Genomic DNA, 18,393 nt, shown 5'->3' on the forward strand with positions numbered 1-18,393 from the left:
CCAATCACACGAAACACGCACCCAATCACGCGACTTACGTGATCCGACTGCCTGGGTACGCGAGGCGACCCTCGGGGTACGGGTCAGGTGGTGACTTTGGCTCGGTCCGCGACCCGGGTGATGCCCGCGACCACCCGGGGCCAGACCGCGCGGGGCAGGTCGTGGCCCATGCCGGGGACGACGTCGAGGTCCGCGCCCGGGATCGCGCGGGCCGTCGCGCGGCCGCCGGAGACGTGGACCAGCGGGTCCTGCGCGCCGTGCACCACCAGAGCCGGCACCCGCAGCCTGCGCAGCCTCGGCGAGCGGTCGCGGTCGGCCATGATCGCCGCGAGCTGGCGGACCGTGCCGCCCGGGTGGACGCCGCGGTCGAACGTCCGCTCGGCCCGCTCACGCATCCGGGGCTCGTCGAACGGGTAACCCGGCGACCCGATCACCCGGAACGTCCGGACCGCCAGCTCGACGTACTCGGCGCGGTCGCGCGGCCGGGCCGCGAGCAGCATCGACATCGCCTTCGGGCTCGGGCGGCCGACCAGCCTGCTGCCGGTGGTCGACATGATCGACGTCAGCGAAAGCACCCGCGACGGGTACCGGATCGCCAGCGTCTGCGCGATCATCCCGCCCATCGACGCGCCGGCGACGTGCGCGGCTGGGATGCCCAGCGCGTCCAGCAGCCCGGCGGCGTCGGCGGCCATGTCGGCCAGCGAGTACGGCGCGCTGCGCAGCAGGTACGCCTGCGCGAGGTTGGCCTGGCCGTGCATCCGGCTCGACCGCCCGGCGTCCCGGTTGTCGAACCGGATCACGTGGAACCCTTGTGCGGCAAGGGATTCGCAGAACTCCTCGTCCCACCAGATCATCGGCGCGCCCAGGCCCATCACGAGCAGCAGCGGCCGCCCGCCGGCGTCACCGAACGTCTCGTGGCACAGCGTGATGCCGTTGACCTCCGTGAGGTGCTCCGCCATCAGGCCTCCCGGGTGTGCTCGGCGGCGAGCTTGGTGAGCTCGGCCAGCGCGTCGTGCAGGTGGTCGATCAGGTCCCAGACGTCCGGGATCAGCTCGCGGCAGGCGACGAGCCCGAAGTCGAGCTTGCCGTCGTAGGACATCACGGTGATGTTCAGCCCGCCACTCGCGTCGGTGATCGCGGACACCGGGTAGTTCGCGAGCAGCCGCGCGCCGGCCAGGTAGAGCGGCACCTGCGCGCCCGGGACGTTCGACACGACGAGGTTGACGACCGGCGTGGTGGCGCCGAGGTACTTCATGGTGGCGCGGGCGGCGAGCCCGCCGAGCGCGGCCGGGAGCATGCCGCTGAAGTCGACGAGCCACGACGCCGGCAGCGGCTGGTAACGCTGTTTCGCGGCGACCATCGCGCTGGTGACCTCGGCCAGCCGCGCGCCGGGGTCGGCGAGGTGCGTCGGCAGCGGCGCCAGCATGACCGACACCTGGTTCCCGGCGTCCTTCGCCTGCTCGGGCGTCCGCACCGACAGCGGGACCAGCGTCACGAGCGGCTGGTCGGGCAGCGCGTCGTGGTCGAGCAGCCACCGGCGCATGACGGTCGCGCACAGCGCCATGACGACGTCGTTCACCGTGACGCCGAAGGTGTTCTTGACCCGCTTGACCTCGTCGAGCGGCAGCGAACCGTAGGCGAACCGGCGGTGTGCGCTGATCGGCCCGTTGAACGGGGTGTCCGGCGCGACCAGCCGCGGCCGGTCGGCTTCGTGGCGCCCGGAACCCTGCCGGGTGACGCGGTTGAGCACGCTGCCGGCCTTCGCGAGCAGCCCGACGCCGGGGTAGCGGGCGAGCCCTGGCACCTCGTCGATGTGCTGGAGCAGCTTCGGCACCTGCAGCGCGGCCTTGACCGGGTGCAGCGCGAGCCGTTTCACGCCGTTGAGCGCGAGTTCGACGGGCGTCGGGATCTCGTCTTTTTGCGGCTCCTCGGGCGGCTTCACCGGGCGCGGCTCGGCGGTGACGTCCATGAGCACGCCGATCAGCTCCGCCCCGGAGACGCCGTCGATGGCGCTGTGGTGGACCTTCGTGTAGACCGCGACGTTGCCGTCACGCAGGCCCTGCACCAGGTAGGCCTCCCACAGCGGCCGCCGCCGGTCGAGCGGCCGCGCGGTCAGCCGCGAGATCTGCTCGGCGAGCTGCCGCTCGTCGCCCGGAGCGGGCAGCGCGATCTCGCGGACGTGGTACTCGAGGTCGAACTCGGGATCGTCGATCCAGTACGGGTGGTCCAGCCCGAGCGGTACCTGCAGCAGCCGCCACCGCAGCGGCTTGGCCAGGTGCAGCCGCGAGCCGATGAGCTCCCGCAGGTCGTCGACGGTGACGGTCCCGTTCGGCGCGGTGGCCGGATCGAGGATCGACAGGCCACCGACGTGCCCGGTGGTCGTGGTCGACTCGGCGTTGAGGAACTGCACGTCCAGTGCGGTGAGCTGGCGCATCGGGCCTCCTCGGGGACTCGGCAGGCCAGTCTGCCGGGCGGGGTGGCGGGCGTAAATCCGCTAGGAGGGTGCGCGCTGTCGCTGCTCCTCGCCTGAGCCGTTGCGGTACGCGCGGGCCTGGATCTCGTACAGCTCGTGGTAGACCCCGCCCGCGCGGATCAGCTGGTCGTGGGTGCCCTCCTCGATGAGCCTGCCCTTCTCCAGGACCAGGATGCGGTCCGCGGACTTGATGTTGGCCAGCCGGTGGGTGACCAGGATCGTCGTGCGCCGGCCGCGGTTCGACGTGCTCGCGTGCTGGAGGCCCGCGAACACCCTGGCCTCCGCCCGGGCGTCGAGGGCCGCCGTCGGTTCGTCGGCCACCAGGACCGACGCGTCGCGGTAGATGCCGCGGGCGATGCCCATGCGCTGCCACTGGCCGCCGGACAGGTCGTGGCCCTCGTCGAACTTCTTCGACAGCACGGTGTTCTCCTGCCGGGGCAGCGACTCGATCACCTCGTCGGCGCCCGAGTAGCCCACCGCTTCCCGCCACGCCAGGCGTTCCGGGTCGGGCCGGCCGAGGCGGCCGACGGTGATGTTGTTCGCCGCCGTCATCGGCCACTCCGCCGGTTCCTGCGCGATCACCGCGATGTTCGTGTGCACCGACTCCGGGTCGGCCCGCGCGAGGTCGACGTCGTCCCAGTGCACCGTGCCTTCGTCCGGCGGGTAGAGGCCGGTCAGCAGCTTGCCGAGGGTGGTCTTGCCCGAGCCGTTCTCGCCGACGAGCGCGATCACCTCGCCGCGCCGGATCGTCAGGGAAATGTCCCGCAGCGCCGGGTTCTTCTGGCCCGGGTAGGTGAACGTGACGCCCTCGAGCCGGATCTCGGCGGGGTCGGCGGGGGCCGTCACCGCCGTGGGTGGCGGCCGGAGCCTCGCCGACTCCACCAGCAGCTGGTTGTAGAACCCGATGTAGAACGAGTCCTCGTACAGGGAGTTGACCGCGCGCATGGTGTTGGACAGCGACGCCGACGCCGTGCGCATCGCCAGCACCGCGGTGCCGGCCAGCGCCAGCTCCATCCCGCCGGTGTAGAGCAGCCAGCCGAGCACCAGGTAGGCGACGGCGGTGCCGAAACCGGCCGCGGCGCGCCCGGTGGTCCGCACCAGGTTGCTGCGGTGGGCGAGCCGGACCTCCTCGCGCGTCAGGCTGCGGGAGATGCGCCGGTACTCGCCGAGCAGCGGCTCCTGGAGCGTGAGCGCGTGGCGTTCGAGGGCCATCGACCGCCAGGTGGCGACCTCCTCCACGATCGACTTGCGGATGTTGCGCCCGACCGTGTCGAGGAAGTGCCGGTAGTTCAGCTTGGCGACGCGCGCCGCCGACCAGCCGTCGGCCGCCGCCGCGAGCAGCAGGACCGGCGCCAGCCACGGATTCAGCAGCCCGGCCGTGAGCATCGCCGCCGCGAGCGAGATCGCCGACGACGTCAGGTCCGCCACCCGGCGCAGGCTGGTCTCGATGGCCCGGACGCCGAACCGCGCGCCCTGGCGGGCCAGCTCCCGGAAGTCCGCGTCCTCGAACGCGATCAGCCCGACGCGCACGACCGCCGCCGTCACCGCGTCGTCCGCCGCCGCGGTGACCCGGGGCCGCAGCGCGCCTTCGACGGCCGCGACGGCGGCGTCGAGCAACGCGCGCGCCGCGTACGAACCGGTGACGACGGCGATGGCGGGCAGTGACTGCAGGACCCGCTCCGGGGTCGGGCCCTGTTCGAGCAGCGCGGTGAAGACGTTCGCGGTGGCGAGCAGCCCGAACGCGGTGACACAGCCGGAAACGACGTGCACCAGCCCGGCCAGCAGGGTCAGCCGCGGCGAGGTCCGCCACGCCAGCCGCAGCACGACGGCGATCGCGGCGGGCAGCGCGCGCACGGCCCGCCCGAACCCGGCGTCGACCACGCGTTCGTCGACCCGCGCCCATTCGGGCATCTTCATGTTCTCGACCCCGATCAGCGGGGGCGAGTCCGTGTCCTGGGTGGTTCCGGCGGATCTGCGCACGGTTCAGGTGTACTCCGGGGGTACGACAATTTTCGTGGCCCGGTGGGGCACGAGACGGTGTCGACGTTAGGCCGTTCGGGTGAAAGTAATCGTTTTCTCTGGGCCTCTGGCGGCTCCGCGGACACACTCGCTGCATAACCTGAAAGCGCAAGGCTGGATAAGTAATAATTGTTGTTTAATTGAGCCGCGGTCTTGCGGATGTGGTGGCAGAGACCGGAAACAGGTGACGTCCTCGTGCAAGGGGGGAGGGACGTCGCCTGTTTCCACTACCCGTTCTTTCGGTGGTACCGGGCGCGCAGGAATGGGCTGAATTCGTCGTCATCGCCCATCTTCACGTCGATTTCGTGAGTCAGGGTGTCGCCGTCCGGCGTGAGCCGGTGCCGGGCCACCCCGCGGGTGGTCTTCTTGGCCAGGACGAGCGTCGCGCCGTCCCAGTCGCCGCGGGCGGGGGATTCGGGCGGGAAGCCGTAGCTGTCGAAGCCGTACCAGAGCGTTTCGCCGGTCTGTGGGTCGACGGTGAAGATGTTGTGCCCCAGGAACTCCGTGCCGTCTTCGCGGCGCTGGCGGTAGTGCTGGATCAGCGCGAAACCGTTGAGCGCCAGGCGGTATTCGCAGTCGGCGTGCGCGGTCGAGGCCGGCGCCCACGGGGACGCGGCGAGTTCTTCGGTGCCGGCCCAGTCGCCGACGAAGGCCTTCAGGGCGTCGTGCGCGGGGCCGAGGGTGGGCATGTCCATGGTCGTCTCCAATTCGACAGGTGCCTGTCGATATGCGAGGCTAGCACGCATGCGGTCCGCCAGAGCTGAGACGTTCACCCGGGTGATCGACGCGGTCTTCGCGTGCAACGGCGGCTTCCTCGCCGCGGGCGACGCGCTGACGGCACCGGTCGGCCTGACGGCGGCGCAGTGGCAGGTGCTGGGCTTCTTGGAGGACGGCGCCGCAACGGCCGCGGAGGTCGCGCGGCGCCGCGGGCTGCGCCGGCAGAGCGTGCAGGAGACGGTGAACCGCCTGCTGCGCAACGGAATGCTGGACCGGCTGCCGAACCCGGCCGACGCCCGGGCGCCGTTGTTGTCTCTGACCTCGAAGGCTGAGTCGGCGATGGATGCGCTGGGGGCGGCGCAGGTGGCGTGGGCCGAGGAGTTGGCTGCGGAGGTGCCGGAGGGGGAGTTGGAGGTGACGCTGCGGACGTTGCAGCGGCTGCGGGGGTTGGCGGTGCGGCGGTTGTGAGGGGTTGGTTGGGCCGCGCTGGGGGTGTGGCTCGGTCGGGTTGCGTGGGAGGGCTTCGGCGCGGTGATTGCGGGAGGCTGCTGCGGTAGGGGTGGGGTGGCGCGGGTTGGTGGTGCGCGGCTGCGGTTGTGCGGGGCTGGCTGCCGCGGTAGCGGTGGTGCGGCCGGGTTGTTCGCGCTGAGCGGGCTGCGCCGGGGATGTGGCTCGCCGGGCAGGAACAGGGCTGCGGCGCGATGGTCGAGTTGCGACTGAGGTGTGGTGGCGGTTGGTGGTGCAGCCGCGGTGTTGTGAAAGTTCGGGTCAGGTGGGCTGAGCTGGGCGATGTGGCTCGGTCCGCTGGCTAGGCAGGCTGTGCTATCGCTGTCTTGGTCCGGCCCTGTTGGCCGGCGGTGCTGGTCAGTCCGGTTTGATGCCCAGCAGGGTCAGGAACGTGCGGAAGCCTGCTGACATGTCGACTTGCTCCGGGTCCAGTAGCCACTGCAGTTGCAGACCGTCCAGGACGGCGATGGCCAAGGGGGCCAGTTGTTCCGGTGTGGAGCCCGGCGGTAGCTCGTCGCGGTGGCGCTCGAGCATCTCCGTCATTCCCGCGCGTACTCGGGCGTAGCGGTCGTGGAAGTAGGACCTTGCCGGGTGGTCGTCCGTGACGCTGTCGGCCGCCAGGACCGTGTACGTCTGGACTATGCCCTTGCGGGTCGCGTTGTAGTCGACCAAGTCGGCCAGCTGGTTGACCGTCATCGCCGAGGAGTCGCGGCCGAAGTGCAGCAGGTCCCACTCGTCGCGGGTTTCCAGGACTGCCGTCAGCAGGTCTTCCTTGGTCGGGAAGTAGTGCATTAAGCCCTGCTGGGTCAGGCCCACCCGGTCGGCCACCGCGGCCAGGGACGTGCCCCGGTAACCGCGCTCGGCTATCACGTCGAAGGCGGCACGGACGATGCTCGTGCGGCGGTCGGTGCCCCTGGCCCGGGTCATGATCCCGAGCCTACGGGACAACCCGTCACGGAAGCGTAACGTTCACTACTTAGCGCCAGGTAGGGTGACGACAGGACCTCCGGAAGGGGCAGCATGAGCTTCGACGTCGACGCGCTGCTGGACAAGCTCGACCTGGACGCCAAGGTGCGCCTGCTCGCCGGCCAGGACGTCTGGACCTTGCCCGCCCGGCCGGAGATCGGGCTCTCCTCCCTCGTGCTCTCCGACGGCCCGGTCGGCGTCCGCGGGGTGCGGTGGAGCCCGGACGACCCGTCCGTCACGCTGCCCAGCCCGACGGCGCTGGCCGCCGCCTGGGATCCGCGACTGGCCGTGCGGGCCGGGCGGCTGCTCGCGCAGGAAGCCCGCCGCAAGGGCGTGCACGTGCTCCTTGCACCCACGGTCAACCTGCAGCGCTCACCGCTGGGTGGCCGGCACTTCGAGTGCTACTCCGAAGATCCCCTCCTCACCGGGATGGTCGGCGCCGGTTACGTCACCGGCGTGCAGGACGGCGGAGTCGGTGTGACGGTCAAGCACTTCGTCGCCAACGACTCCGAGACCGAACGCTTCACCGCCGACGTCCACCTCGGCGAACGCGCGCTGCGCGAGCTCTACCTCGCGCCCTTCGAACTCATCGTCCTGCGGGCGAAGCCGTGGGGGATCATGGCCGCCTACAACAGCGTCAACGGCACCACGATGACCCAGCACGCGGAACTCCTCAACGGCGTGTTGCGCGACGAATGGGGCTTCGACGGCTTCGTCGTCTCCGACTGGCTGGCCGCGCGCGACACCGTCGCCTCGGCGAACGGCGGGCTCGACGTCGCGATGCCCGGCCCGCGCACGGTGTTCGGCGACCAGCTCGCGGAAGCCGTACGCGGCGGCGAAGTCGACCCGGACGTCGTCGACGACATGGTCCGCCGGGTGCTCCTCCTGGCCCACCGGACCGGCGCGCTCGAGGGCGGAACACTCCCCGGGCAATCCACTGTGGACGGTGACGCGGTCGCGCGCGAGGTCGCGCACCGGTCTTTCGTGTTGCTCAGCAACCAGATCGGCTTGCTCCCGCTCAAGCAGCCGCCCAGCATCGCCCTGATCGGCGCGCTCGCCGCCGACCCCAAGATCCTCGGCGGCGGCAGCGCCACCGTGTTTCCCGACCACGTCGTCTCCCCTCTCGACGGCCTCCGCAAGGCCCTTCCCGCGGGCACCGAACTCACTTACGCCATCGGTGCCGATCCGCGAACGACGCTACCGCCGGCCACCGACAATTTCCGGCTCCGAGCCCTCGCGAAAGCCGCGGATGGCACCCGATTGGCTGAATTTCCGTTGCGAGAGGCGAGAATCGACTGGATCGGCGAGCTCCCGGCCGGCCTCGACCTGGCCACGCTCGCGAGCGTCGAGATCGAAGGCACCTTCCTCCCGGAGACCACCGGCACGCACACCTTCGGCCTCACCGGCCCCGGCGACCTCCGCCTCGTCGTCGGCGGGCAAACCCTCTTCGACGGCGTCAACCTGCCCGAAGGCGGTGACGTCTTCACCTCGATCATGCAGGTCATCGAGCAGCGGCGGGACGTCGAGCTCACCGCGGGCGAGCCGGTCGACGTCAGCCTGACCTACTGGGTCCCGTCGGAGATGGCGGAGTTCGCGCGCGGCACCTTCGCCTGGGTGATCTTCGCGCTCGGGCACCGCGGCCCGGTGCTCGACCCGGACGCCGCGCTCGACGAAGCCGTTGCGCTGGCCGGGAAATCCGAGGTCGCCGTTGTCGTGGTCGGCACCACCGCCGAGGTCGAGAGCGAGGGCTTCGACCGGACTTCCCTGGCGCTGCCCGGACGTCAGGACGAACTCGTCGCGCGCGTCGCGGAGGCCAACCCGAACACCGTGGTCGTGGTCAACGCCGGCTCGCCGGTCGAGATGCCGTGGCGTGCCGACGTCGCCGCGGTGCTGCTCACCTGGTTCCCCGGCCAGGCCGGTGGCGACGCGCTCGCGGACGTCCTCTTCGGACACGAGGAGCCGGGCGGCCGCCTCCCGACGACCTGGCCGGCGAAGCTCGAAGACGCGCCCGTCACCCGCGTGGCCCCCGAAGAAGGCGTGCTGCCGTACGACGAAGGCGTCTACATCGGATACAGCGCCTGGGCCCGAACCGACCGGAAGCCCGCCTACTGGTTCGGCCACGGTCACGGCTACACGACCTGGGTGTACGACGAGCTCGACGTCTTCCCCGACGACGAAGGCGGTGCGAAGGTGCGAGTCCGCGTCCGCAACACCGGCAAGCGCAGGGGCCGCGAAGTGGTTCAGCTCTACTTGGTCCCGACCGAACGCGGCGATCGCCCGCACCGCTGGCTGGCCGGGTTCGCGAGCGTCGAAGCCGGCCCGGGCGAGGTCGTGGACGCCGAGATCACCATCGCGCCGCGGTCGGTTTCGGTCTGGCGCGACGGCTGGCGGCACATCGCCGGCGAGTACGTCCTCGAGGCTTCGCACTCCTACGCCGAGCCGCGGCTGAGCACGCGAACCGTGCTCCAGAAAATCCGTTGACGCCCCGAGCCGGCGGCCCGTAGCTTCACTCGCGCACCCTTGACCGGCGAAAGGAGGTGGGTCCGATGATCACGCAACCGATCACGCGCTCCCACCTCGCCTCGAGGGTGCCCATTTCGTAGCCGGGAGCGTGTGCATTCCCGGAAGGACTTCCATGACCGATCTGGTCGTGCGCCCGCTCGAAGCGGGCGAAGAATCACTGTTCACCTCCCTGTCAGACCCCGGTCTCGTGGGCCGCGGGCTGCTCGGCAAGGGCTACCGCGAAGCCGACTACCGGCCCGGCCGGACGTGGGTCGCGCTGCGCGACGACGTCGTCGTGGCGCGGGCCGCCTGGTGGTCGGGGCCGGACGACGAAGAGCCGATCGCGCTCGACTGGTTCGACTTCACCGACTTCGACGCCGCCGTGCAGGTGCTGACGACGGCGCCGTTCCGGGTGGAGTACTCCCTGACCACGCCACCCGCGTGGCAGGACGACCCGGACGTCGCGCACGAGGTGAACGTCCGCGTCGAAGCGGCCGAAAAGGCGGGCTACCGCAAGCTCGTCGAGCGCTACCGGTACAGCTGGACGCCGGAGAACGGCCTGCCGGAGCGGCCGGGACGGCTCGAGTTCCGGCCGGAGCCGGACGACGACGTCATCCTGGACGTCTTCCGCAAGGTCAACGCCGACAGCCTCGACGCGCACGTCCGCCGGACGGTGGCCGAGCACGGTGTCGAGGCGGCCGCGCAGGAGGACCTCGACATCATGCGGTGGATGCCCGCGCCGCGTGAGTGGTGGCGGCTCGCGTACACGCGCGAAGGCGACTTGGTCGGCTTCGCGTTGCCGAGCCGCAACTACTACGACCCGGTGGTCGGCTACATCGCCGTGGTGCCGGAGCAGCGGGGGCACGGTTACGCGTACGACCTGCTGGTCGAGGCCACGCACGACCTCGTCGCGTACGGCGCCGACCGGATCGTCGCGGCCACCGACGTCCCGAACGTGCCGATGGCGAAGGCCTTCGCGAAGGCGGGTTACCCGGTGACGCAGCACCGGATCGACCTGGTCTGAGCGGCGCGGCGGCCGTGTCTTGCCCGGCACGGCCGCCGCGCGGTACCGTCGCTAGAGCGATCTATCTAGTCGACTTGGGGGCCTGTGATGGACGTTCTGAAGAAGGGGCTGACTCCGCTCCGCGTGATCCTCGGCTTTTCGCTGCTCAGCACGACGCTGCACTACGCGCACAACACGATCCGGGTCGCGGACTACCCGCAACTACCCGGTATCCCCGCGGTGGTGGCGGGGGTGGTCGTCGCGTTCGCCTGGGTGCTCCTCACGACGTTCGGCTTCTTCGGCTACCGCGCGTACACCCAGGGCCGCTATCCGCGGGCGCTGGCGTTCCTGTTGGTCTACTCGCTGGCCGGAATGGTCACTCTGGGTCACTTCCTGACGGGCGTGCCGCAGATCCCGGCGTTCTGGTTCACGACGATCTTCACCGACTCCGCGGCCGGGATCGCGCTGTGGGTGTTCGTCATCTGGGCCTGGGCCACGCTCAACCGGGTGATTGTGCGAGATCAAGTTTCTACACAACGTTGACGTTCGCAGATTTCGTGTAGACAATCGGTCGGTGACCACCACCACACCGGTGACCTTCGACCGCCGTCCGGACGAGTACCGCCACTGGCGGCTCAGCTTCGACGGGGAGGTGGCCTGGCTCGAGCTGGACGTCGACGAGCAGGGCGGGCTGGTCCCGGGCTACGAGCTCAAGCTCAACTCCTACGACCTGGGTGTCGACATCGAGCTGTACGACGCCACCCAGCGGCTGCGGTTCGAACACCCCGAGGTCCGCGTGGTCGTCGTGACCAGCGCGAAGGACAAGGTTTTCTGCGCCGGCGCGAACATCCGGATGCTGGCCGCGTCCGAGCACCACTGGAAAGTGAACTTCTGCAAGTTCACCAACGAGACCCGCAACGGCATGGAGGACGCGACCGAGCACTCCGGTCAGACCTACGTCGCCGCGGTCAACGGCACCTGCGCCGGAGGTGGTTACGAGATCGCCCTGGCCTGCGAAAAGATCCTGCTGATCGACGACAACTCGTCGACCGTCGCGCTGCCGGAGGTGCCGCTGCTGGGGGTGCTGCCCGGCACCGGTGGCCTGACCCGGGTGGTGGACAAGCGCCGCGTCCGGCGCGACCTCGCGGACGTCTTCGCGACGCGCTCGGACGGCGTGAAGGGCAAGACGGCCGTCGACTGGCGCTTGGTCGACGAGCTGGTGCCGCGCCAGGGGTTCCGCGAGACCGTGGCGCAGCGGGCGCGGGAGATCGCGCAGGAATCCGGCCGGACCGGCGAGGGCGGCATCGAGCTGACCCCGCTCGAACACCGGTACGTCGACGTCGCAGTCGAAAAAGACCAGGCCACCATCACCATCAAGGGGCCCGAGAACGACCCCGGTGACCTGCACGAAGAGGGCGCGGGCGGCTGGTTCCTCGCGATGACCCGCGAGCTGGACGACGCCATCCTGCGGCTGCGCACCAACGAGGTCGAAGCCGGCACCTGGATCCTGCGGACCCAGGGTGACCCGGAGAAGGTGCTCGCGCACGAGCAGGCCGTCCTCGGCGGGAAGGACTGGCTGGCCAACGAGATCACGCACTACTTCAAGCGCACGCTCAAACGCCTCGACGTCACCAGCCGCAGCCTGATCGCGCTCATCGAGCCCGGCAGCTGCTTCGCCGGCGCGCTGCTGGAGATCGCGCTGGCCGCGGACCGGCAGTACCTGCTCGACGGGCCGCCGATCGACGACGAGGACTCCGCCGAGCGTGCGACGATCCGGCTGTCCGAAGCCAACTTCGGCGCGTTCCCGATGGGCAACGGCCTGACCCGCCTGCAGACCCGCTTCTACGGCGACGACGACCACCTCGCCTGGCTCGCGCGCGAAAAGAACCACGAGCTCAGCGCCGCGGAAGCCGTCGAGCTCGGCCTGGTCACCGACGCGCCGGACGACCTCGACTGGGAGGACGAGATCCGGATCGCGCTCGAAGGCCGCGCGTCGCTCAGCCCGGACGCGCTCACCGGCATGGAGGCCAACCACCGGTTCGTCGGCCCGGAGACCATCGAGACCAAGATCTTCGGCCGCTTGGCGGCTTGGCAGAACTGGATTTTCACCCGGCCGAACGCATCCGGTCCGGAAGGCGCGCTGCGCCGATACGGTACTGGTCAGAAGGCCGTCTTCGACAGGAAGCGGGTCTAGCGCTCATGCCCGAGAAAATCGACTACGACGCCAAGATCCCCAACAACGTCAGCCTCGCCGACGACCGCCGGCTGCAGCGCGCGCTGGAGGGCTGGCAGCCGAAGTTCATGCACTGGTGGGGCGAGATGGGCCCGACGCTCGAAACCCAGGGCGTCTACCTGCGGACCGCGATCAGCGTGGGCCGCGAGGGCTGGGCGCACTTCGACCACGTGAACGTGCCGGACTACCGCTGGGGCATCTTCCTCGCCGAGCGCGACCCCGACCGGCGGATCTCCTTCGGCGAGCACAAGGGCGAGCCCGTGTGGCAGCAGGTGCCCGGCGAGTACCGCGCCGACCTGCAGCGGCTGATCGTCATCCAGGGGGACACCGAACCGGCGTCCGTCGAGCAGCAGAAGCTCCTCGGGCTCACCGCGCCGAGCCTCTACGACCTGCGGAACCTGTTCCAGGTCAACGTCGAAGAGGGCCGTCACCTGTGGGCGATGGTTTACCTGCTGCACGCCTACTTCGGCCGCGAAGGCCGGGACGAGGCCGAAGGGCTGCTGCTGCGCAACTCCGGCAGCCCGGACGCGCCGCGCATCCTCGGCGCGTTCAACGAGGAAACCGCCGACTGGCTGGCCTTCTACATGTTCACCTACTTCACCGACCGCGACGGGAAGTACCAGCTCGGCACGCTCAAGGAGAGCTCCTTCGACCCGCTCTCGCGCACCTGCGAGTTCATGCTGAAGGAGGAAGCGCACCACATGTTCGTCGGCACCACCGGGGTCGACCGCGTGGTCATGCGCAGCGCCGAGCTGATCCGCGAGCACGACACGCGTGACATCGGGCCGCACGGCGGCATCCCGCTGGAGCTGATCCAGCGCTACATCAACTTCCACTACACCGTTTCGCTCGACCTGTTCGGCAGCGAGACGTCGACCAACGCGGCGAACTACTACACCGCCGGGCTCAAGGGCCGCTGGCAGGAGACCCGCCGCAAGGACGACCACAAGCTCACCGAGGACGCCCGCACGCTGGACAAACCGGCCGGCGACGGCACCTGGACGTCCGAGGAGCTGCAGGCGATCCTGCTGCTGAACCTCGACCTGCGCAGCGAGTACACGGCCGACTGCGAGACCGGCGTCAAGCGCTGGAACAAGATCCTCACCGAGGCCGGGATCGACTTCACGTTCCGGTTGCCGCACCCTGGTTTCAACCGGGAAGTGGGCATAAACTCCGGCCACCACGTCACTCCCGACGGGACGATCGTCGACGAGGCGACGTGGCTGGCCGGCAAGAACAAGTGGCTGCCCACGACCGAGGACCTCGCGTTCGTCCGCTCGCTCATGCACCCGGTGTACGAGCGGGGGAAGATCGCGAGCTGGGTGGCGCCGCCGCGGCAGGGCATCAACGGGAAGCCCTTCGACTACGAGTACGTGTACCTCACGTAGGAGGCCTGGGTGGCGACAGGGTTCAACGCGGCCGAGTACCTGCTTTCGGCCGGGCAGCCGGACACGACGGCGGTCGTGTCGCCCCGGCGTTCGCTCACCTACGCCGAGCTGGCGGCGGAGTCCCGCCGGGTCGCCGCCGGGCTCACCGAGCTCGGGGTGCGTCCCGAAGAGCGGGTCATGTTCTGCATGGTCGACGACGTCGAGCTGCTCACCGGCATCCTCGGCGCGATGCTCGCGGGCGCGGTGGCGGTGCCGGTCTCGACCATGGTCACCGGCTTGGAGCTGGGCAAGATGCTCGCCGACTCGCGGGCGCGGCTGCTGTGCGTCTCGGGTGAGTTCGCCGAGCAGGCCGTGACCGCGGTCAGCCTCGCTCCCGAGGTCACCGACGTCCTGCTCGACCGCGCCGAGGCGAGCGGGTTCGGCGTCCGGACGCACAAGTGGTCCGAGCTGGGCGGGACGTTCCGAAGTGGACAGACGTGGGAGGACTCGCCCGCGCTGTGGCTGTACACCTCGGGCACGACCGGCCAGCCGAAGGGCGCGATGCACCGGCACGCGAGCATCCGCGCGGTCTGCGAGACCTACGGCCGCGACGTGCTGGGCACCGTCGCGACCGACCGGTTCCTGTCGGTGCCGAAGCTCTTCTTCGCCTACGGACTGGGAAACTCGGCCTTCTTCCCGCTCGCCGCGGGCGGGACGACGCTGCTGGAGCCGTCCCGGCCGACGCCGGCGTTGTTCGCCCGACGGGCCCGTGAAGAAGCACCGACGTTGTTCTTCGCCGTGCCGACGTTCTACGCGGCGCTGCTCGCCAGCGACGTCCCGGACGACTCGTTCGCCTCGGTCCGGTACGCCGTTTCGGCGGGCGAGCCGCTGCCCGCGTCCCTGTTCGAGCGGTTCCGCACCCGCTTCGGCCTGGAGATCCTCGACGGCATCGGCTCGACCGAGGCGTTGCACATCTTCCTGTCGAACAAACCCGGCGCGGTGCGGCCCGGCAGCACCGGCGTCCCCGTGCCGGGGTACGCCGTGCAGATCCGCGACGAGGCCGGCGCGGTGATCGACGCCGTCGGCAAACCCGGTGAGCTGTTCGTTTCCGGGCCGTCGACGGCGACCGGCTACTGGGCCCGCTACGACGCGACGAAGCTCGTGTTCCAGGGTGAGTGGCTGCGCACCGGCGACAGTTACGTGCTCAACGAGGACGGCACCTACAGCTGCCTCGGCCGCTTCGGGGACATGCTGAAGGCGGGCGGGATCTGGGTGTCACCGTCCGAAGTGGAGGAACGGCTGCGGATGCACCCGGCGGTGGCCGAGGTCGCGGTGGTCGCCGCGCCGGACGCCGACGGCCTCGACAAGCCCGTGGCGTGCGTGGTGGCCGCTCCCGGCGTTACGGTGGACGCGGAAGAGCTGATCGAGTTCTGCCGCGAAGGGCTCGCGGCGTTCAAGCGTCCCCGAGGGGTGGTCGAGCTGGCCGAGCTGCCGAAGACGGCGACCGGGAAGATCCGCCGCAACGTGATCCGCGAGCAGGTCCGCGACGTGCTCCGGGTGGTGCCGAGCCCGTGATCGACGGGCACTTCGTGGTCGACGCGCACGTGCACACCCCGCGCCTGCCGACGCTCAAGCCCGCGTGGCTGCAGTGGGCGCACGACTTCGCCGGGACGTACCCGTGGCGTTCGGTGTACTCCGACGACGGGGCGGTGATCCCGTCGGCGATGGACGACCTGATGGCGCAAGAGGGTGTCGACCGGGTGCTGCTGTTCTGCGAGTACAGCCCGCGGGCCACCGGGATCCAGTCCATCGAGGACAACCTGCCGCTCGTCGAGTACAACCCGGAGCGGTTCCGGCTGGTGGCCAACGTCAACCCGTACCTGCACCACCCGGCCGCGGCCGAGGTCGAACGCCAGTTGGATCTGGGCGCGGTGGCGTTGAAGATCCACCCGGTGCACGGCGCGTTCTCGCCGGCGGACAAGGAGCTGTACCCGGTCTACCAGCTGTGCCTCGAGCGCGGGGTGCCGGTGATCCTCCACTCGGGAACGTCGAGCTTTCCCGGTTCCCGCACCAGTTTCGGGAATCCCGAGCTGCTGTCCGACGTCGTCGAGGACTTCCCGGCGCTGCAGTTCGTGTTCGCCCACGGCGGCCGCGGCTGGTGGTACGACGTGGCCGCGTTCCTCGCGCTGGCCCGCGACAACGTCTGGCTCGACCTGGCGGGCCTGCCGCCGAAGAAGCTGCCGGAGTACTACCAGCGGTTCGACCTGGCCCGGCTGGCCGGGAAGTTCGTGTTCGGCACCGACTGGCCGGGGGTGCCGTCGGTGGCGAAGAACGTCCGGTCGCTGGCCGGGCTGGGGTGGCCGGAAGAGGTGCTGACGGGAGTCCTGTCGGGCAACGCGATCAAGCTGATGCCCTCACTCGCTTGACCACGGGGAGTGCCGGTGCGGCCACGTCGGCCCCGACGTGGGCCGCACCGGCGTCCCCGTGGCCCCCAGAGGTCAGCCCAGTACCTGGTGCATGCAGAGCACGTTGCCTTCGGAGTCGGTGAACCACGCCGCCCGCTCGGCGCCCAGGTCGGCGATGTGATCGACCGTCTTCAGGCCTTCGACGTCGAAGTCCTGGAAGCGGACGCCGCGGCTCTCCAGGGCCGCGATCTCGGCGGGCAGGTCGGTGACCTCGAAGCTCAGCGCCGTGCTCTCGCTCCGCGCGCCGTCCGGTGCCGGCCGCAGTCCGATCACGCCCGCGCCCGCCGCGAAGTAGCGGGTGCCGTCCTCGCTCGCGCCCGTCGGTTTCAGGCCGAGGGCGTCGGCGTAGAAGTGGCCGGCGCGGTCGCTGTCGGTCACCGGGAGCATCGTCGTGATGGTCGAATCGGTCAGCATCGACTCATCGTGCGCCCGCCGGAGGGCGCTGACCAGCACGTCTTTTTCAACGGTGCTTCGCGATAAACGCGAGCACCCGCTCCCACGCGTCGTCGCAGGCGTCCTGCCACTCGGCGTACGCCGCGTCGAAGAACGAGTGCGGGGCGCCCTCGTACACCTGCTTCTCGTACGGCTTGCCCGCCTCGTCGAGACGGGCCGTGAACGTGTCGAACTCCTCCGGTGACGTCGCGACGTCGGCACCCGCGAGCAGCAGCAGGAGCGGAGCCGCGATGTCCTCGACGACTTCGGTGGCCGGTTGCGGCAGGCCGTAGAAGCCGATCACGCCGTTGACGCCGAGGTCGCTCGCGGCCAGGCACCAGGACTGGCCGCCGCCGAAGCAGAAGCCGATCGTGAACAGCGGGCCCGAGCCCAGGTGCGCCGCGGCCGCCCGGACGTCGGCCGCCACCTCGTCCGGCCGGACCGACGGCAGGTACTGCTTCCACTCGAAGTGGTCGTCGCGCACTCCGGCACCCGCGGTGCGGCCGTAGTAGTCGATAGCCGCCGTCGGGAAACCCGCCTGGGCGAAGCGGTTCGCCAGCGCCTGGTAGAAGGGGTGCGTGCCGCGGATGTCCGGCAGGAGCACGATCCGGACGCCGTTGGGTGCGGCCGGGATCGCCTCCAGTGCCGAGAACACCGTGCCGTCCGCGGAGGTGAGTTCGAGCGCGCCGCTCCGGGCGACTTCGCCGGGGTTCGCCAACGCGGGCGGGCGGCTTTCCCTGCTGTGACACATGTTTCGTCCTTTCGCCGAGCACCAGTTTCCGCGCGCGCCACCCGGGCAGCCAGCTCCCGGCGTGACCCCCGGACGGCCGTTACTGGTACTGGCAGGACCACGCTCGAACCGCACGGGTGTCGCACACTGGCCTGATGAGCGAGCACAACGAGCTGGGCCGGTTCCTCAAGTCGCGCCGGGCCCGGATCGCTCCCGGCCGGGCCGACACCCGCCGTCGCGTCGCCGGGTTGCGGCGGGAGGAGGTCGCCGCGCTCGCCGGGATCAGCGTCGAGTACTACGTCCGGCTCGAGCAGGGGCGCGCTTCCCGGCCGTCGGAAGCCGTGCTCGGCGCGATCGGCCGCGCGCTGCGCCTCGACGTCGACGAGCGCCGTTACCTCGACGGCCTGGCCCGCCCGCGGCCTTCGGGGCGGCCGCGGCCCGAGCGCGTCCGCCCCGAGCTGACGCAGCTGCTCGCCATGATGGACCGGATCCCGGCGCTGGTCATCAACCACCGGATGGACGTCCTGGCCTGGAACTCGCTGGCCGCCCAGCTGTTCTTCGACTTCGCCGCGGTGACGCCGCGCGAGCGCAACCTCGCCCGCTTCGCTTTCCTCGACGCGGCCAGCGAAGAGCGGTTCGCTGACTGGCCCGAGGTCGCGCGGGCGACCGTCGGCGCGCTGCGCCTGGCGACCAGTCGGCACTACGACGACGAAGCGCTCGCGACGTTGCTCGGCGAGCTGATGATGAAGAGCGAGCCGTTCCGGACGTGGTGGGCCGGGCGGGACGTTCGGCAGCGCACGCACGGGAGCAAGCGCTTCCGGCACCCCGTCGTCGGCGAGCTGACCCTGCGGTTCGAGCACTTCGACCTGCCCGGGGAGACCGGGCAGCGGCTGGTGGCGTTCAGTCCCGAGCCGGCGAGCCCGGCGGCGTCGGCGCTGGAGCTGCTGGCGATGTGGACGGCACCGGCCACTTCCTGAAC

The 18,393-nt window shown here is 70.4% G+C and carries 16 protein-coding genes; 9 read left to right on the top strand and 7 right to left on the bottom strand.

Translation table 11 applies throughout. The features are described from left to right. Positions 1 to 83 precede the first annotated feature (83 nt). The 4 genes from ACIOD2_RS40410 to ACIOD2_RS40425 form a co-directional block, all read right to left on the bottom strand. Entirely contained in the window at positions 84 to 959 is an 876-nt protein-coding gene (locus tag ACIOD2_RS40410; protein ID WP_400550393.1) for an alpha/beta fold hydrolase, read from the bottom strand. After that, on the bottom strand, positions 959 to 2,434 hold the full coding sequence (locus ACIOD2_RS40415) for a wax ester/triacylglycerol synthase family O-acyltransferase (RefSeq protein WP_400550395.1): 1,476 nt from the start codon (positions 2,432 to 2,434) through the stop codon (positions 959 to 961). The genes ACIOD2_RS40410 and ACIOD2_RS40415 overlap by 1 nt, the downstream gene beginning before the upstream one ends. A gap of 60 nt (positions 2,435 to 2,494) precedes the next feature. Next, a complete protein-coding gene (locus ACIOD2_RS40420) occupies positions 2,495 to 4,390 on the bottom strand; it encodes an ABC transporter ATP-binding protein (RefSeq protein WP_400550680.1) in 1,896 nt (631 codons plus the stop codon). A gap of 329 nt (positions 4,391 to 4,719) precedes the next feature. Beyond that, positions 4,720 to 5,187, bottom strand: a complete 468-nt coding sequence (locus ACIOD2_RS40425; RefSeq protein ID WP_400550397.1) for a DUF1579 family protein — start codon at positions 5,185 to 5,187, stop codon at positions 4,720 to 4,722. A gap of 49 nt (positions 5,188 to 5,236) precedes the next feature. Here ACIOD2_RS40425 and ACIOD2_RS40430 point away from each other — a divergent pair, with 49 nt between their 5' ends. Next, positions 5,237 to 5,677, top strand: coding sequence for a MarR family winged helix-turn-helix transcriptional regulator (locus ACIOD2_RS40430; RefSeq protein ID WP_400550399.1), 441 nt, complete (start codon positions 5,237 to 5,239; stop codon positions 5,675 to 5,677). Positions 5,678 to 6,073: 396 nt separating this feature from the next. Here the strand turns inward: ACIOD2_RS40430 and ACIOD2_RS40435 are convergent, their stop codons facing one another. Beyond that, positions 6,074 to 6,643 (bottom strand): TetR/AcrR family transcriptional regulator, encoded by a 570-nt coding sequence (locus ACIOD2_RS40435; protein ID WP_400550401.1) that lies wholly within the window; start codon positions 6,641 to 6,643, stop codon positions 6,074 to 6,076. Between the two features lie 93 nt (positions 6,644 to 6,736). Here ACIOD2_RS40435 and ACIOD2_RS40440 point away from each other — a divergent pair, with 93 nt between their 5' ends. From ACIOD2_RS40440 to ACIOD2_RS40470, 7 genes are all read left to right on the top strand, one after another. Further along, positions 6,737 to 9,163 carry a beta-glucosidase H gene (locus tag ACIOD2_RS40440; RefSeq protein ID WP_400550403.1) on the top strand — a complete coding sequence of 809 codons (2,427 nt, stop codon included), beginning with the start codon at positions 6,737 to 6,739 and terminating at the stop codon, positions 9,161 to 9,163. A 154-nt stretch (positions 9,164 to 9,317) separates the two neighbouring features. Then, positions 9,318 to 10,208, top strand: coding sequence for a GNAT family N-acetyltransferase (locus tag ACIOD2_RS40445; RefSeq protein WP_400550405.1), 891 nt, complete (start codon positions 9,318 to 9,320; stop codon positions 10,206 to 10,208). 87 nt (positions 10,209 to 10,295) lie between these two features. Beyond that, entirely contained in the window at positions 10,296 to 10,730 is a 435-nt protein-coding gene (locus tag ACIOD2_RS40450; protein ID WP_400550407.1) for a hypothetical protein, read from the top strand. 31 nt (positions 10,731 to 10,761) lie between these two features. Beyond that, the gene (boxC, locus tag ACIOD2_RS40455; protein ID WP_400550409.1) at positions 10,762 to 12,381 is read left to right on the top strand and encodes a 2,3-epoxybenzoyl-CoA dihydrolase; all 1,620 of its coding nucleotides are present in this window, start codon (positions 10,762 to 10,764) and stop codon (positions 12,379 to 12,381) included. 5 nt (positions 12,382 to 12,386) lie between these two features. After that, positions 12,387 to 13,808: a benzoyl-CoA 2,3-epoxidase subunit BoxB gene (gene boxB / locus ACIOD2_RS40460; RefSeq protein ID WP_400550411.1), complete on the top strand. Its 1,422-nt coding sequence runs from the start codon at positions 12,387 to 12,389 to the stop codon at positions 13,806 to 13,808. A 9-nt stretch (positions 13,809 to 13,817) separates the two neighbouring features. Beyond that, positions 13,818 to 15,362 carry a benzoate-CoA ligase family protein gene (locus ACIOD2_RS40465; protein WP_400550413.1) on the top strand — a complete coding sequence of 515 codons (1,545 nt, stop codon included), beginning with the start codon at positions 13,818 to 13,820 and terminating at the stop codon, positions 15,360 to 15,362. Beyond that, entirely contained in the window at positions 15,359 to 16,213 is an 855-nt protein-coding gene (locus ACIOD2_RS40470; RefSeq protein WP_400550415.1) for an amidohydrolase family protein, read from the top strand. Before ACIOD2_RS40465 ends, ACIOD2_RS40470 begins: the two co-directional genes overlap by 4 nt. A gap of 72 nt (positions 16,214 to 16,285) precedes the next feature. Here the strand turns inward: ACIOD2_RS40470 and ACIOD2_RS40475 are convergent, their stop codons facing one another. After that, positions 16,286 to 16,666: a VOC family protein gene (locus ACIOD2_RS40475; RefSeq protein WP_400550417.1), complete on the bottom strand. Its 381-nt coding sequence runs from the start codon at positions 16,664 to 16,666 to the stop codon at positions 16,286 to 16,288. Between the two features lie 46 nt (positions 16,667 to 16,712). After that, positions 16,713 to 17,435 (bottom strand): dienelactone hydrolase family protein, encoded by a 723-nt coding sequence (locus ACIOD2_RS40480; protein ID WP_400550419.1) that lies wholly within the window; start codon positions 17,433 to 17,435, stop codon positions 16,713 to 16,715. Positions 17,436 to 17,569: 134 nt separating this feature from the next. On the opposite strand from ACIOD2_RS40480, the gene ACIOD2_RS40485 reads away from it, so the two are divergent. Further along, entirely contained in the window at positions 17,570 to 18,391 is an 822-nt protein-coding gene (locus ACIOD2_RS40485; RefSeq protein WP_400550421.1) for a helix-turn-helix transcriptional regulator, read from the top strand. Positions 18,392 to 18,393 lie beyond the last annotated feature (2 nt).

The sequence above is a fragment of the Amycolatopsis sp. NPDC088138 genome (assembly GCF_044741685.1).
GTDB lineage: Bacteria > Actinomycetota > Actinomycetes > Mycobacteriales > Pseudonocardiaceae > Amycolatopsis.

Bases quoted from the DNA above. Each gene is read 5' to 3' on its own strand.
- ACIOD2_RS40485 (WP_400550421.1), top strand. From the start codon at position 17,570: ATGAGCGAGCACAACGAGCTGGGCCGGTTCCTCAAGTCGCGCCGGGCC.
- ACIOD2_RS40450 (WP_400550407.1), top strand. From the start codon at position 10,296: ATGGACGTTCTGAAGAAGGGGCTGACTCCGCTCCGCGTGATCCTCGGC.
- ACIOD2_RS40480 (WP_400550419.1), bottom strand. From the start codon at position 17,435: ATGTGTCACAGCAGGGAAAGCCGCCCGCCCGCGTTGGCGAACCCCGGC.
- ACIOD2_RS40430 (WP_400550399.1), top strand. From the start codon at position 5,237: ATGCGGTCCGCCAGAGCTGAGACGTTCACCCGGGTGATCGACGCGGTC.
- ACIOD2_RS40445 (WP_400550405.1), top strand. From the start codon at position 9,318: ATGACCGATCTGGTCGTGCGCCCGCTCGAAGCGGGCGAAGAATCACTG.
- boxB (WP_400550411.1), top strand. From the start codon at position 12,387: ATGCCCGAGAAAATCGACTACGACGCCAAGATCCCCAACAACGTCAGC.
- ACIOD2_RS40425 (WP_400550397.1), bottom strand. From the start codon at position 5,187: ATGGACATGCCCACCCTCGGCCCCGCGCACGACGCCCTGAAGGCCTTC.
- ACIOD2_RS40420 (WP_400550680.1), bottom strand. From the start codon at position 4,390: ATGAAGATGCCCGAATGGGCGCGGGTCGACGAACGCGTGGTCGACGCC.
- ACIOD2_RS40440 (WP_400550403.1), top strand. From the start codon at position 6,737: ATGAGCTTCGACGTCGACGCGCTGCTGGACAAGCTCGACCTGGACGCC.
- ACIOD2_RS40415 (WP_400550395.1), bottom strand. From the start codon at position 2,434: ATGCGCCAGCTCACCGCACTGGACGTGCAGTTCCTCAACGCCGAGTCG.
- ACIOD2_RS40410 (WP_400550393.1), bottom strand. From the start codon at position 959: ATGGCGGAGCACCTCACGGAGGTCAACGGCATCACGCTGTGCCACGAG.
- ACIOD2_RS40475 (WP_400550417.1), bottom strand. From the start codon at position 16,666: ATGCTGACCGATTCGACCATCACGACGATGCTCCCGGTGACCGACAGC.
- ACIOD2_RS40435 (WP_400550401.1), bottom strand. From the start codon at position 6,643: ATGACCCGGGCCAGGGGCACCGACCGCCGCACGAGCATCGTCCGTGCC.